The sequence below is a fragment of the Bradyrhizobium sp. GW821-FHT13H05 genome (genome assembly GCF_058804065.1).
This window is the reverse complement of the sequence record NZ_JBXAPO010000004.1, coordinates 317,367-334,052: the sequence shown is the minus strand read 5'-3', so window position 1 is coordinate 334,052 and position 16,686 is coordinate 317,367. Positions and strand designations below refer to the sequence as shown.

Genomic DNA, 16,686 nt, shown 5'->3' with positions numbered 1-16,686 from the left:
ATCCCGTTACATTACGTCCTGCAATGTCACGCGCGCCCAAACCTCTCCCCCTCACCACGACACAGGCCCGGCAGATCTGGCTGCATGCCCAGCGGCTGGACGAACGCACCCCGTTCGGCGAGGGCGCGCAGGCCGTGGCGGATGCAATCGCTCATCTCGGCTATGTGCAGATCGACACCATCAACGTGATCGAGCGCAGCCACCACCACATCCTGTTCAGCCGCATCCCGTCCTACCGCCGCGCCGATCTGCGCCAGGCCCAGAGCGTCGACAGGAGCCTGTTCGAATACTGGACGCATGCGCTGTCCTATGTGCCGTCGAGTGATTTTCGTTTCTTCCTGCCGGCGATGCGCGAGCACCGTCGCGAGGGCCACAGATGGTACGCCTCGGTGAAGCCCGCCGACACGCGCAAGGTGATGCGGCTGCTGCGCGCCGGCCCGCTGACGATCCGCGATATCGAGGACGACGTGCTCACCGAGAAGGAGCATCTTTGGCAGAGCCGAAAACCTTCGAAACGGGCGTTGCAGCTCGCCTTCTACACCGGCGTCGCGACCGTCAGCGAGCGTCAGGGCATGCTCAAGACCTATGAGCTGATGACGCGCCATTTCGGCTGGGACAAGCTGCCGAAACCGGCCTCGACAAAGGACATCACGGCCTATCTGCTCGACCGCGCGCTGCGGTCGCAGGTCGTGGTCAGCCTCGATTCGATCTGCCATCTCGACGCGCCGCGCAAGAAGGCGGTCGCTGGTCTGATCGGCTCACGCGTCCGCCGTGGCGAGCTCGTGCCCGTCGCGATCGAGGGCGCCGGCAAGCAGGAACATTGGGCACAGCCAGCAGTGTTGGAGGCCGGCGGCAAGGGGCCATCGCCCGACCTGGTCCATATTCTCTCGCCGTTCGATCCCCTGATCATCCAGCGCAAGCGCACCAACCTCATCTTCGGCTACAACCATCTGTTCGAGGCCTATGTGCCGAAGGCCAAGCGCAAGCTCGGCTATTTCGCGCTGCCGGTGCTGGTCGGCGACGAGATCGTCGCCGCGCTCGACCTCAAGACCGACCGGCAGGCGAAGAAGCTGCTGATACAGAAATGGAACTGGGTTGGGCAGGGGAAGAAGACCGCGGGGCGCAAGGAGTTGAAGCGGGTGATCGAGGAAGAGCTCGATCGCTTTGAGCGGTTTCAATTGGCGGAGTGAGTGTCGTCATTCCCCTCTGGGTTGGTGCGAGTCTCGTGGCTCGCCGCCAGGACCGGACAGCACGTGTGCATAGCGGTCCAGCACCTCGTCGGCGGAATAGCCCGAACGTCGCGCGAACTCGTCCCGCAGCCCCAGTCGCGCGGAGACTCTCAATCGCTCGGTCGTGGCGCTGGTCATCACGGGGTCGAAGCCCAATTCCCGCAGGCCCGCCGCCACGCCGTCCATCTCCACCGCACGGCGTTCGGCATGGAGCACGTCGGAGCGGACGCACATGTCCAGGAATTTGCTGAAACTGGTGGCATCCATCGACGTGCAGAGCCCGCGCACGGTTTCGTCGCGCACGCCGGCAAGCGTTGCGGCAGTCAGCGCCTCGACCAACAGCGCCTCCATGCCTTTCGTCACCACGCTCCGCAGCATCTTCACGGCCGCGGCCGTTCCGGCTTCGGGGCCCGCCACCTCGATACGGAAGCCGAGTGGCTTGAAGATCTGCGCGAAGCGCTCGGCGCCGCTGCCGGATGTGTAGAGCGTGACCGCGGCGCCATAGAGGTCGACGGAGCCCATCAGGTTCGCATCCGCGAACAGGCCGCCACGCGCCTCGACGGCTGCGGCGACACGCTGTTTCGTTCGCGGGGTGGCAGCATTGATGTCCACCACGAGACAGCCGGGCCGGACGATCCTGGAAATCGCCTCACCCGTCTCGGCCGCGACGGCAACGACCACGGCGGAAAAGATCACATCCGCGTCCGCGAGGTCCTCGAGCCGATCGACGAGCGTGACGCCGCAACTGCCGGCCAGAGCACGGAAGGCCTCGGAGTAGGGCGGTGCGTTGGTCTTGCCCTGACAGAACGCGACGACCTGCGCTCCGGTCTGGGCCACCAGATGCTTGGCGAAGCATTGCGCGGCCTCGCCAAATCCAACGAAGGCGATCTTGGGCTGCGGCATGGCTGAAGTCTCCTCGCGCGGCATTCTCACTGTCGACGGCCATTGTGCCGGGTTCTGTAAGAGAGTCAATGAACCGGTTCATCAATGATTCGATTATCGATCGGATCGCCACGCGGAATGGCTAGTTTTTCGGCATGATATCCCAGCGACGCCTTGCTCTGGGGAGGTGAACCGGTTCATATAGCGGCATGCCAGCATCTGCTCGCCGACCGCAAACCGTGAAGGTCAAGGACGTCGCCCGCGAGGCCGGCGTCGCGGTCGGCACGGTATCCCGCGTGCTCAATGATCATCCCAAGGTGACCCGGGAGCTGCGCGAGCGCGTCGAAAGGGCCATGGCGCAGCTCGGCTATGAGGTCGACGTCACAGCCCAGAGCATGCGTGCGGGACGGTCGCGGCTCGTGGCCTGCGCCATCCGTGATTTCGACATCCCGCGCTTCGCGCTGTTCATCAAGGAGGCGGAGGCGGTGCTGCGCGAGGCCGGATACACCTTGCTGCTGGCGAGCACGACCAACCGCTCCGACGTCGAGATCGCCTTGTTAGGTGCCTTCCGCAGGCGCCGGGTGGATGGCGTGATGATGACGCTGAGCGACGAGCAGCACCAGGACGTGCGCGAGGCGCTGTCGAAGGCGCCGATGCCGGTCCTGCTGATCGACCGCGATCGCATCGAGGCGCTCGATCGCGTCACGGCCGATCATCGCGAGGGCGCGCGCCTTGCGACCAGCCATCTGCTGGGCCTCGGGCACCGGCGGATCGCGATGCTCGTCGGCGATACCAAGGCCTTTCCGTCGCGAAGCCGTCTGGAGGGATTTCGTGCAGCCCATGCAGCGGCTGGGATCGTGCCGGATCCGAGACTGCTACGCGACAATGTGCTCTCGAGCGAAGACACCTATCGAGCGACGGCGTCGCTGATCGGTCTTGCGGAGCCGCCGACGGCGCTCTTCGTCGCGGCGATGGACATGCTCGGCGGCTGCCTGCGCGCGCTGCGGACGATGGGCATCGCGGTCGGGGACGAGATGTCGGTGGTGGCCGGCAGCGACTCCGATCTCGCCGAATTGCACACGCCGCCCATCACGGCGATCGCGTGGGATCTGGCCGCGATGGGCCGCCACGCCGCGACCATGCTGCTGGAGCGGATGCGCGGCGATGAGATCGAGGGCGGCCGCGGTCTCGCCGTGCCGACGGAGCTGATCATTCGCGGCTCGAGCCGGCCTGTCGCGAGTTGAGCTCGATCTCGGAAGGCGAGGTCCGGTTTCTCTCGACGCGACTGTCGAGCCAGATGCCGACTGCGATACCGATGAAATAGGCAACCAGATTCCACAGCGAGAAGATGCGCCCGAGCAGCAGGGCGCCGGCCGTGGTCAGCCGGAACGCATCGAGCCACGGCGTATGGACGAGCCGGGAGAATTCCACGACGAGCACGATCACCACCGCGATGGCCGCGATCTGCTTTCGCGTCTGTCGCGGCAGCAAAACTCCGACCAGCAAAAACACCATCGTTGCCCACAGCAGCGAGCCGCCATACTTCACCACGAAGGCGGGAAGCCCGAGCGGAAAGCCGTACCAGCGCAAGGCGAGACCGCAGGCGATCACGACCACCGCCAGGGCGGCGCGGACCAGCGCTGTCTGAAGCGGCGCAATGGGTCTATCCGGCTGCGTCTCGTGCATTGCTTGCTCCATTGACTCTTTGCCCGCGATGCTGAAAACCCCGGATCAGCTCACAAAAGCAACAACCCGGGGGGAAGCCATGAGCCAGACCACGACCTATGCCGGTTCCGCCGGCGCCGCCAAGAGCGAGATCGAGACATCCACGATCCGCGCCATTTCCTGGCGCCTGATCCCGTTCCTGGTGCTGGCCTACTTCTTCTCCTATCTCGACCGCGTCAATCTCGGCTTCGCCGCGCTGACGATGAATGCGGAGCTGAAATTCACGCCGCTGATCTTCTCCTGGGGCGCCGGTATCTTCTTCATCGGCTACTTCATCTTCGAGGTGCCGAGCAATCTGGCGCTGGAGAAGTTCGGCGCCAGCCGCTGGATCGCCCGCATCATGGTGACCTGGGGCATCATCTCGGCGCTGATGGCGATGGTCAGCGGCGTGACGAGCTTCTACGTCCTGCGCTTCCTGCTCGGCGTCGCCGAGGCCGGCTTCTTCCCCGGCATCATCCTTTATCTCACCTACTGGTATCCGGCCGAATATCGCGCCCGCTTCCTCGCGGCCTTCGCCATCGCCGTGCCGGTCTCGACCGTGATCGGCGCGCCAGTCTCCGGCCTGCTGCTCGGGCTCGACGGCGCGATGGGCCTGAAGGGCTGGCAGTGGCTGTTCATTCTCGAGGGCATCCCTTCGGTGCTGCTCGGCATCGTCACCTGGTTCTATCTCACCGACAGGCCGGAGAAAGCGGACTGGCTCTCGGCCGAGCAGAAAGCCTGGCTCAAGGCGAAGCTCGATGCCGAGATCGCGGCCAAGCAGGCCGTGAAGCACCTTTCGCTCGGCGAGGCGCTGTCGTCGCCGAAAGTGATCATGCTGAGCCTGGTCTATTTCGGCTTCGTCGGCGCGCTCTACGGCATGCAGTTCTGGCTGCCGCAGATCGTCAAGGCGTTCGGCCTCACCAACGCGCAGACCGGCTTCGTGACCGCGATCCCCTATGTATTCGGCACGATCGCGATGATCCTGTGGGCGCGGCACTCCGACGCCACGCGCGAGCGCGTGATGCATGTCGGTGCGCCCATGATCCTGATCGCCATCGCGCTCGCCATTTCCAGCTATATCACCGACCCCACCATGACGATGGTGGCGCTGACCTTCGCCGCCATCGGCGTGTTCTGCGTCTTCGGCGTGTTCTGGACCCTGCCGACCTCCTGGCTGTCGGGCACTGCGGCTGCCGGCGCGATTGCGCTGATCAACTCGATCGGCAATCTCGCCGGCTTCGGTGGCCCCTATCTGATCGGCTGGGTCAAGGAAGCCACCGGCCAGACCTCAACCGGCTTGCTTGTGCTCGCCGTGCTGCCCCTGATCGCCGGCATTCTGGTCTTCATCGGTGGCCACGAGACCAAGCACGAGTTCGCCGGACAGGGACGGTGAAGTCCCGTCAATTGCGCCGCTCCCGTCTGGAGCGGCGCGCGGCGGTTGCCAAAACCGGTCTCAGTTCAAATGATAGTTGAGACCGAACCGGGCGATGTTGCCGTTGAAGCGCACGCGGGTGGATGCTGCGATACCGGCCACGCCAAATCCGGGAAGGGAGGTCGGGCCTTCGTCGATGCCGTAGCCGCCAATGCCGTAATTGGCCGACCCCAGATCGTAATAGAGATACTCGCCCTTCAGGCTCCACTTGCCGAGGAGCATCCATTCGCCGCCGGCGCCAACGGCGTAGCCGGCCCGGTTGTCGGAAAATGAGCCGGCGGTCGACACTGTCGGTACGCTGCCGACGGCCGTCGTCTGGATCAGCGACGCGCTCGATCGCACGCGGCCATAGGCAAGACCGCCGGTCGCATAGACCAGCAGGTTCGGCGTCACCGCCGCGCCAAGGCGGGCGCGAACGGTGCCGAGATAGTCGAGCGCGCGCGATGTCGCGATGCTGGTCACGAACGTGCCGGTGCCGGGTCCGGCAAGCGTATCGACCGCCACCGCGTTTGTGCTGACGGCCGATCCGCGCAGCGTCGAACCCTGAAAATCGACTTCGAAGCCGGCAAGCCACGTCGGCGACAGCGTGAAGTTGTGGCCCGCCTGCAAGCCGCCGATAAACCCGCCGTTTCCGGTCGAAAGCACGCCCGTGGCTGCGGCCGCCATTGCCGGCGCGGTTACCAGCGTGGTGCTGGTCGAGATGACCGTCGCGTCCGTGTTGATGCGGTTGGCACCATCGAGATAACCGGCATTCGCGCCGACGTACCAGCCGCTCCAGTTGCTGGCGGCGGTCGACGTCTGCGCGGCGCCGTACGGTCGCGGCGCTGGACCGAAGCGGTAATTGACACCGGCGCGGATGATGTCGGCCTTGAAGCTGACGCTTTCGGGCACGCCCGGTGTGTAATTGAAGACTTGCGCGTTGCCGAGATCGGCATGGAGGTATTCGAGCTTGGCGGTCCAATGCGGGCCGAAAGCCTTTTCGACGCCTAAGCCTGCCGTCCATCCGGCGCGCCAGTCATTGCCGCTGGCGGGGGTCAGCGCATCCCAGCCCCTGACGTCGCCGATGGCTACGCCGCCAGTGACGTACAACAGCCAGTCGCGTTGATCTCCCGCCGCGTATCCCAGGCGACCCCGAAAAGTGCCGAACGCGTTCAGGTTCGTTCCGCAGGGGTGGGGTGTCGCAGTGGTGGCGCCGCAGGTGTCCGATCGGCCACTCAGATTGGCCCAGGCCAGATCACCCTCGATTCCGTAGACCCAGCTCCCGCGCTGCCAGTTGTAGCCGAGGGTGCCGCCGGCCAGGCCGCCGCTGAGCGTGTAATGCCCGTCTCCAGCTCCACCACCCCCTCCACCGACAGGAAGCGGGATCGGGCCAGGATCGGTTTGATCGGAAGAACCGGTGCCATAGCCACCGACGATGCCACCGTACGGACCGGTCCAACCCGGCGGAGGTGGCGGAAGGGCCTTGACCGGCAAATCTGCCGCCGCAACGGAGGAAATCGTCGCCACGAAGACAGCTGCGGCAGCAAACGTTGTCTTGGCTGAGATTCCCATTTCCAACTTTAAATTTCGCAGGCGCAATACACGCTAGTGAACATAGCAAAGGACTGAGGGATTCACTGTGTCGGAGCCGCCACACTCGGACCCTTGTTTCGCGGTGCACGTGTTTCCAAACATGTCCGAAGAAGCGACCGTCCTGATTCTTACCACCCGTTAACGATCACAGATTTCTGATGACTGACGATTATTGACTTTCATCAGTGATTAGTCGACATTCCTCTCATTGCAGCGGCAGGAGTGTCCTTCGATGTTCGTCCGGTCAGTTTTAGCGAGCTATTCCAAGCTCTTGGCGGGTGTGTCGCTGGCCCTGATGGCCGCCGCCCTAGCTGGGTGCAATGATACCGTTGCTGAAAAAGCTGAACCGCCGCGACCGGTTCTGGTCGCGACCGCGCATTATGATGCCGAGACCCCCGAGCGCAGCTTCGTCGGCACCATCAGGCCGCGGATCGAGAGCGATCTCGGTTTTCGTGTCGCCGGCAAGGTTGCGAAACGTCTTGTGGAGGTCGGTCAGACCGTCGAGATCGGCCAGCCGCTCGCAACCCTCGATGAGATCGACCTGAAGCTCCAGGCCGAGCAGGCCCTTGCCGAACAGACCGCCGCCACCGGCGTGCTGGCGCAGGCCGCCGCCGCCGAGCAGCGCGCCAAGGATCTGAAGGCCAAGGGCTGGACGACCGACGCGCAGATGGATTCGAGCCGTGCAAGCGCCGACGAGGCCCGTGCACGCCTGAACCGCGCCGAGCGCGCGCTCGAACTGAGCAAGAATTCCCTTTCCTACGCGACGCTGAACGCCGACGCCCGTGGCGTCGTCACCGCAACGCTGATCGAGCCCGGCCAGGTGGTTGCCGCAGGCCAGACCTCGATCCGTGTCGCCCGCTTTGCCGAGAAGGAAGCGGTCGTCGCGATCCCTGAGACGCTGGTCGGACGTGCCAAGTCGGGCGCCGCCAGCGTCACTCTTTGGTCGGAGCCGGGCAAGAAATATACGGCCAAGCTGCGCGAGATCGCGCCCACGGCGGATTCTGCCACGCGGACCTATCTTGCAAAATTCTCGCTGCCCGAAGCCGACGACAAGGTTTCGCTCGGTATGACCGCGACGCTGACGCTGTCGGATGCCGCCACCGAGCGCGTCGCGCGGCTGCCGCTGTCGGCGCTGTTCAACGAAGGCGGCAAGCCGTCCTTCTACGTCGTTGACGACAATGGCGGCGTTACGCTGAAGCCGGTCGTGGTGAAGTCTTACGAGAGCAACGACGTCATCATCACCAGCGGTGTCGAAGAGGGCGCCAAGATCGTCGCCCTCGGCGTGCAGAAGCTCGATCCCGGCCAGCGGGTGCGGGTCGTCTCGTCACTGTCGTTCTAACAAGTTCCTACGAGTTACGTCGTGTGAGGTGAGTTTCGGCCCGAGCGCAAATGCCTGGGCTGAAGCGGCGAAGCGATCCAGAACCTGCCCAGCCCCCTGGATTGCTTCGCTGCCTCGCGACGACGGATTGAACAGAGCGGCTGTCTTTTTTTGCAACTGGATCGTCTTCCGGAGAGAGCGATGAAGCGCTTCAACCTTTCGGCCTGGGCCGTCAGCCATCCGACGCTGGTCCTGTTCCTGATGCTCATACTCGGCGTCGCCGGCTTCTTCTCCTATCAGAAGCTCGGCCGTGCCGAAGATCCGTTCTTCACCGTGAAGGTGGTCAACGTCTCGGTGCTCTGGCCCGGCGCGACCGCCCAGGAGATGCAGGCGCAGGTCGCCGATCCCATCGAGAAGAAGATCCAGGAGCTGCCCTATTTCGAGAAGGTGCAGACCTATTCCAAGCCCGGCTTCACCGCGCTCCAGGTCACCTTCCGCGACTCCACGCCGCCGAAGGACGTGCCGTATCTCTTCTACCTGCTGCGCAAGAAGCTCGCCGACGTGCAGGGCCAGTTGCCTTCGGGGATCCTCGGACCCGTCGTCAACGACGAGTTCTCCGACGTCGATTCCATCCTCTACATGATGACCGGCGACGGCGCCGATTACGCCCAGCTCAAGAAGGTGTCTGAAGGATTCCGGCAGCGCCTGCTGAAGGTGCCCGGCGTGACCAAGGTCGACGTCTACGGCAATCAGGACGAGCGCATCTTCGTCGAGTTCAGCCACGCCAAGCTCGCCACGCTCGGCATCACGCCGCAGGCGCTGTTCGATTCGCTTGCCAAGCAGAACAACGTGACGCCGGCCGGCACGGTCGAGACTTCGTCGCAGCGTGTGCCGCTGCGCGTCACCGGCGCGCTTGACGGCGCCAAGGCCGTTGCCGAAACGCCGGTCGAGAGCAATGGGCGCGTGTTCCGCCTCGGCGATATCGCCACCGTCACCCACGGCTATGTCGACCCGCCGAGCTTCATCGTGCGCCAGGAAGGCAAGGCTGCGATCGGCATCGGCGTCGTCACCGCCAAGGGCGCCAACATCCTCGATCTCGGCAAGGAGGTCGAGAAGGCGACGGCCGAGTTCATGAAGGCCGTGCCGCAGGGCATCGACGTCAAGCTGATCGCTGACCAACCGAAGGTCGTCGAGCATGCCGTCGGCGAGTTCGTGCACTCCTTCATGGAAGCGCTCGTCATCGTGCTGTTCGTGTCGTTCCTCGCGCTCGGCTGGCGCACCGGCATCGTGGTCGCGCTGTCGGTGCCGCTGGTGCTCGGCATCGTCTTCGTCGTCATGAACACGATGTCGCTTGACCTGCACCGCATCACGCTCGGTGCGCTGATCATCGCGCTCGGCCTGCTCGTCGACGACGCCATCATCGCGGTCGAGATGATGGTGGTGAAGATGGAGCAGGGCTGGGACCGCATGCGTGCGGCGTCCTTTGCCTGGGAATCAACTGCGTTTCCGATGCTCACGGGAACGCTGGTCACGGCCGCTGGCTTCCTCCCCATCGGCTTTGCCAATTCCGCGGTCGGCGAATATGCCGGCAGCATCTTCTGGATCGTGGCGATCGCGCTGGTCGCCTCCTGGTTCGTGGCGGTGATATTCACGCCCTATATCGGCGTCATGCTGCTGCCCAACATCAAGGTGCACCACAACCACGATCCGCACGCGGTCTACGAGACCCGCATGTACCGCGGCCTGCGCGCCATCGTGCAATGGTGCGTCAATCACCGCATCACAGTGGTGGTCGCGACCGTCGGAATCTTCGCCGCCTCGATCGTCGGCTTTGGCCATGTTCAGCAGCAATTCTTCCCGCTGTCGGAGCGGCCCGAGCTGTTCCTCCAGCTGCGTCTGCCTGAAGGCACCGCCTTCAACGTGACCGAGAAGGCCGTGAAGACGGCCGAGACACTGCTGAAGGACGACAAGGACATCGAGACCTATACGTCCTATGTCGGCCAGGGCTCGCCGCGCTTCTGGCTCGGCCTCAATCCGCAGCTTCCGAACGAGGCCTTTGCCGAGATCGTCATCGTCGCCAAGGGCGTCGAGGCGCGCGAGCGCGTCAAGGCCAAGATCGAGGGCGCGGTCGCCGACGGCATGCTGACGGAGGCGCGCGTGCGCGTCGATCGCTTCAACTTCGGTCCGCCGGTCGGCTTTCCGGTCCAGTTCCGCGTGATCGGTCCCGACGCCAACAAGGTGCGCGAGATCGCCTACCAGGTCCGCGACGTCATGCGGGAGAACAAGAACGTCAAGGACGTCCAGCTCGACTGGAACGAGCAGTCGCCTTACCTCAAGCTCGTCGTCGACCAGGACCGCGCCCGCGCCATGGGCCTGACCCCGCAGGACGTCTCGCAGGCACTCGCGCTGCTGATCTCTGGCTCGCAGGTCACGACCGTGCGCGACGGCATCGAGAAGGTCGGCGTGGTCGCTCGTGCGGTCGGCTCCGAACGCCTCGACCTCGGCGGCGTCGGCGATCTCACCATCACCTCGCGTAACGGCGTCGCCGTGCCGCTCCAGCAGATCGCCAAGATCGAATATGCTCACGAGGAGCCGATCATGTGGCGGCGAAACCGCGACATGGCCATCACCGTGCGCTCCGACGTCGTCGATGGCGTGCAGGCGCCCGACGTCACCGGCCAGATCACGCCGAAGCTGAAGGCGATCAAGGACAACCTCGAGCCGGCCTACCGCATCGAGCCGGGCGGCGCGTTCGAGGAATCCGCCAAGGGCAATGCCTCGATCTTCATCCTCTTCCCGCTGATGGTCATGGTGATGCTGACGCTGCTGATGTTCCAGCTGCAGAGCTTCTCGCGCCTGATTCTGGTGTTCCTGACCGCGCCGCTCGGCATCGTCGGTGCCTCGTTCGGGCTCAACGTCGCCAACGCCCCGTTCGGCTTCGTGGCGCTGCTCGGCCTGATCGCGCTCGCCGGCATGATCATGCGCAACACGGTCATCCTGGTCGACCAGATCGAGACCGACGTTTCTCATGGCTTGACGCGCCGGGAGGCGATCGTGGAGGCAACCGTCCGCCGCGCCCGCCCGGTGGTGCTGACGGCGCTTGCCGCCATCCTGGCCATGATCCCGCTGTCGCGCTCGGCCTTCTGGGGACCGATGGCGATCACCATCATGGGCGGTTTGTTCGTCGCGACCTTCCTGACCCTCCTGTACCTGCCGGGCCTCTATGCCCTCTGGTTCAGGAAGAGCCTGGATGAGGCGGGGACTCCCGATCAGTCCGCTGCGTCGCAGCATGGCAGCGATGAGCATCCCGCAATTCCGCTTGCTGAAGCGGCTGAATAAATGAGAAGACTGCTGACCAGCGAGTCCTGACTGATGGCCCTTATTTCGGAACATATCGAAGGCGACACCCGGGACCGTATTCTCGAGGTGGCCGAGCGGCTGTTCCGCCAGATCGGCTACCAGAAGACCACGGTCGGGGACATCGCCAAGGAGCTCAGGATGAGCCCCGCCAACGTCTATCGCTTCTTCGAATCGAAGAAGGCGATTCACCAGGCGGTGGCCCGTTCGCTGATGGGCGAGGTCGAGCTCGAGGCGCAGCGGATCGTGGCGAGGCCCGGTCCGGTGCTCCCGCGCTTCCGCGAACTGCTCACCACCGTTCATCGCATGAACACCGAGCGTTATGTCGGCGACAACAAGTTGCACGAGATGGTCGAGATCGCGATGCAGGAAGACTGGGACGTCTGCATCGCCCATATGGAGCTGATCACCACGACGATCGGCCAGATGATCGCGCAAGGCGCCGCCTCCGGCGAGTTCGAGGCGCCGGATCTGCAACTGGCCTCCATGTGCGCCTGCACCGCGATGATGCGCTTCTTCCACCCCCAGATGATCGCCCAGTGCGCAACCAAGCCGGGCCCGACCATCGACCAGATGATCGATTTCGTCATCGCGGGTCTGTCGCCGCGCCACTGACGGGACCGCGGGTTTCCCCCTATAAGCTGCATGGCCTGTCATTCCGGGGCGCGCGAAGCGCGAACCCGGAATCTCGAGATTCCGGGTTCGGTCCTGCGGACCGCCCCGGAATGACGGAAAGCGGAGAAGCAAGCGCGTGACCGACAAAGACCTTTACTTCTACGAGCCCTCCAAGGGCCACGGCCTCAAGCACGATCCCTTCAATGCCATCATCGCGCCGCGGCCGATCGGCTGGATCTCCTCGCGCGACACCAAGGGCCACGTCAACCTCGCGCCCTACAGCTTCTTCAACGCGTTCGCTTACGTGCCGCCGATCATCGGCTTCTCCTCCACCAACTGGAAGGACACGGTCGAGAACATCCAGCAGACCGGCGAGTTCGTCTGGAATCTCGCCACCATGGATCTGGCCAGGCACATGAACGCGACAGCCGCGCATGTCGCCCCTGAAGTCGACGAATTCGAGATCGCGGGCCTCACCGCCGTACCCGGCAAGCTCGTCAACGTGCCGCGCGTGGCCGAGAGCCCCGTCGCGTTCGAGTGCAAGGTCTCCGACATCGTCCGCCTCAAGGGCGCCAACGGCAAGGAGACCGACGCCTGGCTGACGCTGGGCGAGGTCGTCGCCGTGCATATCGACAAGGCCATGATCAAGGACGGCGTCTACCAGACTGCCGCCGCCCGCCCGATCGTGCGCGCCGGCCGCCAGGGCGACTATTTCGAGATCAAGCCGGAAAACATGTTCGAGATGAAGCGGCCGGATTGATCCGGTCGCTCCTGTAGCCCGGATGGAGCGCAGCGAAATCCGGGATTCTCATCTCGCTGATAGATTTCCCCGGATTGCGCTCTGCTCCATCCGGGCTACCGCTCCTTATTCCTCCCGGAACTGCCCCCGCGCCCCGACCGTTATGGTCCCCGGGGCGGCCGCCCGGCCGCGTCAATTCGCTTCTTTTTGCGCGCGAAGTGTTCCCTTCCGCCCGCCACTTTCCGCTAAAATACCCTGTCTCCGCGCCGTTGCATGAGGTCCGCCATGAGCTTCCGCCGCGACAAAATCACCAAGCCGATCTTCTCCTGGGCGCGCGGCGTGCTGCCGGCGATGTCCGACACCGAGCGCGAGGCGCTGGAGGCCGGCGACGTCTGGTGGGACGCCGATCTCTTCACCGGCAACCCTGATTGGACGAAGCTGCTCAAGGTGCCGCAGGCGACGCTGACCGGCGAGGAGCAGGCTTTCCTCAACGGTCCCGTCGACGCGCTCTGCGCCATGCTCGACGAGTGGAAGATCTTTTGGGAATGGCGCGACCTGCCGCAGGACGTCTGGTCCTTCGTCAAGCGCGAAAAATTCTTCGGCATGATCATCCCGAAGGAGTTTGGCGGCCTCGGCTTCTCGCCCTACGCACATTCGGAAGTGGTTCGAAAAATCTCGACCCGCTCGATCGCAGCCGCCGTCACGGTGATGGTGCCGAACTCGCTCGGCCCCGGCGAGCTTCTGATGCGCTTCGGCACCAAGGAGCAGCAGGAGCGCTGGCTGCCGCGCCTCGCCGATGGCCGCGACATTCCCTGCTTCGGCCTCACCAGCCCGGAAGCCGGCTCCGACGCCGCCTCGATGGTCGACACCGGCATCATCTGCAAGGGCGTCTTCGAGGGCCGTGAGGTCGTCGGCCTCCGCCTCAACTGGCACAAGCGCTACATCACGCTCGGCCCCGTCGCGACGCTGCTTGGCCTTGCCTTCAAGGCCTATGATCCCGATCATCTGGTCGGCGATCAGGACGAGCTCGGTATCACCGTCGCGCTGATCCCGACCAATCTGCCCGGCGTCAAGATCGGCCATCGTCATCTGCCCTCGATGCAGGTGTTCCAGAATGGTCCGAACTGGGGCCACGACGTCTTCATTCCGCTCGACTACGTCATCGGCGGCCAGGAGCGGCTCGGGCAAGGCTGGAAGATGCTGATGACGGCGCTCGCGGCTGGCCGCGGCATCTCGCTGCCTTCACTCTCGGCCGCGGGCGCTGCCTATGCCGCGCGCACCACCGGCGCCTATGCCCGCATCCGCGAGCAGTTCGGCATCTCCATCTCGAAATTCGAGGGCGTCGAGGAGCCGCTCGCGCGCATCGTTGCGACCGCCTATCAGCTCGACGCGGCGCGGCGGCTGACCTGCGCAGCGCTCAATGCCGGCGTCCATCCCGCCGTCATCTCCGGCATCATGAAGCTGCACGCGACCGAGCGGATGCGAACCGCGGTCGACGACGCCATGGACATCCACGGCGGCAAGGCCGTGATCGACGGTCCGCAAAACTATCTCGGCAATCTGCACCGTGCTGTGCCGGTCGGCGTCACGGTCGAGGGCGCCAACATCCTGACCCGCAATCTCATCGTGTTCGGGCAGGGCGCGATCCGCGCGCATCCCTATCTGCTCGACGAGATGAACGCGCTTGCCGATACCGATCGCGAGCGCGGCTTGACTACCTTCGACAAGACGTTCTGGAAGCACGTCAGCCACAGCTTCAATACGTTGCTCCGCGCCTTCGGCCGGAGCTGGACCTTTGGCTTCTTCGCGCTTGCGCCCGACGCGGGCGATGCGACGCCGTTCTATCGCCAGCTCTCGCGCTACTCCGCGGCGTTTGCGCTCTGCGCCGACATGGCCCTGCTCACGCTCGGCGGCGCGCTCAAGCGCAAGGAGATGCTGTCGGCACGCTTCGGCGACATTCTCTCCGAGCTCTATCTGCTGTCGGCCGCGCTAAAGCGATGGCAGGACGAGGGCCGGCAGAAGGAGGATTTTGCCGCGCTGGAATGGTGCATGGCGACCGGCTTCAAAACCATCGAGGTCAGGCTTGCCGAAATTCTCGCCAATCTGCCGAACCGTTTCGTCGCTGTCATCCTCAAGCTCGTGGTGCAGCCCTTCGGCGCCCGCGTGCTCGGCCCGTCCGACCGCGTCGTGCATCAATGCGCCAGTCTCGTGCTGGAGCCGTCCGCCGCGCGCGACCGCCTGACGCCCGACCTTGCGCATGTCGAGGATGACGGCGGCTTTGCCCGGCTGGAGCGCGCGTTCAAGCTGGTCACCAGCGTTGATGCGATCGCCAAGCGCATGCGCGCGGCGCACATCCGCGACTGGAAGGACGCCGTCACCAAGGGCGTGATCACGCAGGCCGAGGGCGAGCAGCTCGCCGCCGCTCACGACGCCGTCACAAAAGTGATCGAGGTCGACGATTTTGCGCCGGAGGCGCTGTCGCCGATTTACAAGAAAACCGGAGATGTGCATCAGTTCTTCCAGGAACTCGGTGAACAGAGGGCGGCGAGCTGATGGCACGACCGGTTTTCATCGTCGACGGCAGCCGGACGCCGTTTTTGAAGGCGCGTTCGGGGCCTGGCCCGTTCACGCCGGTCGATCTCGCCGTGCAATGCGGCCGGCCGCTGCTGGCGCGCCAGCCGTTTGCGCCTGATGATTTCGACCAGGTCATCCTGGGCTGCGTCAACGTCATCGCCGACGAGATGAACCCGGCGCGCGTCGCGGCGCTCCGGCTCGGCATGGTCGAGGACATGGTCGCCTTCACCGTGCAGATCAATTGCGGCTCGGGGATGCAGTCGATCGACACCGCCTACCGCTACATCCGCGAAGGCCATGCCGACATGATCCTCGCCGGCGGCACCGAGGCACTGAGCCACGCGCCGCTGGTCTGGCCGAATTCCGGGGTGCGCTGGTTCGCCGGCCTTGCCACCGCCAAGGGGATTGCCGCGAAGCTGGGCGCGGCCTTCAAATTGCGGCCGCGTTATCTCAAGCCGATCATTGGCCTCGAGCGCGGGCTGACCGACCCCATCACCGACTTGAACATGGGCCAGACCGCCGAAGTCGTCGGCCATCTCTTCGGGATCACCCGCGCGCAGTCCGACGCCTATGCCGCCGAGAGCCACCGCCGCCTGGCGCACGCGCAGGCCGAAGGTTTCCTCAAGGGTGAGGTCGAGACCGCCTTCTCCCGCGACGGCAAATTCTTCGATCACGACGATGGCGTGCGGCCAGACTCGACAGCCGAGACGCTCGCAAAGCTTCGGCCGGTGTTCGAGCGCCCGTGGGGCCAGGTCACCGCCGGAAATTCCTCGCAGATCACCGACGGCGCCTCCTGGGTGATCCTCGCTTCCGACGCGGCGGTCGCCAAGCACAAGCTGACACCGAAGGCCGCCATCGTCGACAGCAATTGGGCTGCGCTCGATCCCAGTATCATGGGGCTCGGCCCGGTGATGTCGGCGACGCCGCTGCTTCAGCGCAACGGCCTCACGGTTCAGGACGTCGAGACCTGGGAGCTGAACGAGGCCTTTGCGACGCAGGTGCTCGGCTGTCTCGCCGCCTGGAACGACGACAAATTCTGCCGCGAGATTCTTGGCCTCGACGGCGCAGCCGGCGAGATCGATCGCGACAAGCTCAATGTCGATGGCGGCGCGATCTCGCTCGGCCATCCCGTCGGCACCTCCGGCAACCGCATCGTGCTGCATCTCGTCAATGCGATGAAGCGGCTCGGCACGCGGCGCGGCGTCGCGACCGAATGCATCGGCGGTGGGCTCGGCGGCGCCATGCTGATCGAGGCGGTGTGATC

The 16,686-nt window shown here is 64.8% G+C and carries 12 protein-coding genes; 9 read left to right on the top strand and 3 right to left on the bottom strand.

What is annotated here, in order from left to right; all coding sequences use genetic code 11:
- Positions 1-23: 23 nt before the first annotated feature.
- The gene (locus tag AC1RR3_RS14880; protein WP_492823777.1) at positions 24-1,190 is read left to right on the top strand and encodes a winged helix-turn-helix domain-containing protein; all 1,167 of its coding nucleotides are present in this window, start codon (positions 24-26) and stop codon (positions 1,188-1,190) included.
- A gap of 6 nt (positions 1,191-1,196) precedes the next feature.
- Here the strand turns inward: AC1RR3_RS14880 and AC1RR3_RS14875 are convergent, their stop codons facing one another.
- Positions 1,197-2,132 (bottom strand): NAD(P)-dependent oxidoreductase, encoded by a 936-nt coding sequence (locus AC1RR3_RS14875; RefSeq protein ID WP_492823775.1) that lies wholly within the window; start codon positions 2,130-2,132, stop codon positions 1,197-1,199.
- 218 nt (positions 2,133-2,350) lie between these two features.
- Between AC1RR3_RS14875 and AC1RR3_RS14870 the strand changes: the two genes are divergently transcribed.
- A complete protein-coding gene (locus tag AC1RR3_RS14870) occupies positions 2,351-3,355 on the top strand; it encodes a LacI family DNA-binding transcriptional regulator (RefSeq protein ID WP_492823773.1) in 1,005 nt (334 codons plus the stop codon).
- Here the strand turns inward: AC1RR3_RS14870 and AC1RR3_RS14865 are convergent.
- Positions 3,321-3,797, bottom strand: coding sequence for a ribosomal maturation YjgA family protein (locus tag AC1RR3_RS14865; RefSeq protein ID WP_492823771.1), 477 nt, complete (start codon positions 3,795-3,797; stop codon positions 3,321-3,323). The genes AC1RR3_RS14870 and AC1RR3_RS14865 overlap by 35 nt on opposite strands.
- Before the next feature lie 79 nt (positions 3,798-3,876).
- Here AC1RR3_RS14865 and AC1RR3_RS14860 point away from each other — a divergent pair, with 79 nt between their 5' ends.
- Entirely contained in the window at positions 3,877-5,208 is a 1,332-nt protein-coding gene (locus AC1RR3_RS14860) for an MFS transporter (RefSeq protein WP_492823769.1), read from the top strand.
- Positions 5,209-5,268: 60 nt separating this feature from the next.
- Here AC1RR3_RS14860 and AC1RR3_RS14855 read toward each other — a convergent pair whose 3' ends face one another.
- On the bottom strand, positions 5,269-6,753 hold the full coding sequence (locus tag AC1RR3_RS14855) for an outer membrane protein (protein ID WP_492823767.1): 1,485 nt from the start codon (positions 6,751-6,753) through the stop codon (positions 5,269-5,271).
- 298 nt (positions 6,754-7,051) lie between these two features.
- On the opposite strand from AC1RR3_RS14855, the gene AC1RR3_RS14850 reads away from it, so the two are divergent.
- The 6 genes from AC1RR3_RS14850 (at position 7,052) to AC1RR3_RS14825 (ending at position 16,684) form a co-directional block, all read left to right on the top strand.
- Complete coding sequence (locus AC1RR3_RS14850; RefSeq protein WP_492823765.1) at positions 7,052-8,158, top strand: efflux RND transporter periplasmic adaptor subunit; 1,107 nt, start codon at positions 7,052-7,054, stop codon at positions 8,156-8,158.
- A 180-nt stretch (positions 8,159-8,338) separates the two neighbouring features.
- The gene (locus AC1RR3_RS14845) at positions 8,339-11,476 is read left to right on the top strand and encodes an efflux RND transporter permease subunit (protein ID WP_492823763.1); all 3,138 of its coding nucleotides are present in this window, start codon (positions 8,339-8,341) and stop codon (positions 11,474-11,476) included.
- 33 nt (positions 11,477-11,509) lie between these two features.
- Positions 11,510-12,109 carry a TetR/AcrR family transcriptional regulator gene (locus tag AC1RR3_RS14840; RefSeq protein WP_492823761.1) on the top strand — a complete coding sequence of 200 codons (600 nt, stop codon included), beginning with the start codon at positions 11,510-11,512 and terminating at the stop codon, positions 12,107-12,109.
- 136 nt (positions 12,110-12,245) lie between these two features.
- Positions 12,246-12,869: a flavin reductase family protein gene (locus tag AC1RR3_RS14835; RefSeq protein ID WP_492823759.1), complete on the top strand. Its 624-nt coding sequence runs from the start codon at positions 12,246-12,248 to the stop codon at positions 12,867-12,869.
- A 264-nt stretch (positions 12,870-13,133) separates the two neighbouring features.
- The gene (locus AC1RR3_RS14830) at positions 13,134-15,401 is read left to right on the top strand and encodes an acyl-CoA dehydrogenase (protein WP_492823757.1); all 2,268 of its coding nucleotides are present in this window, start codon (positions 13,134-13,136) and stop codon (positions 15,399-15,401) included.
- Positions 15,401-16,684, top strand: coding sequence for an acetyl-CoA C-acetyltransferase (locus AC1RR3_RS14825; protein ID WP_492823755.1), 1,284 nt, complete (start codon positions 15,401-15,403; stop codon positions 16,682-16,684). The genes AC1RR3_RS14830 and AC1RR3_RS14825 overlap by 1 nt, the downstream gene beginning before the upstream one ends.
- Positions 16,685-16,686 lie beyond the last annotated feature (2 nt).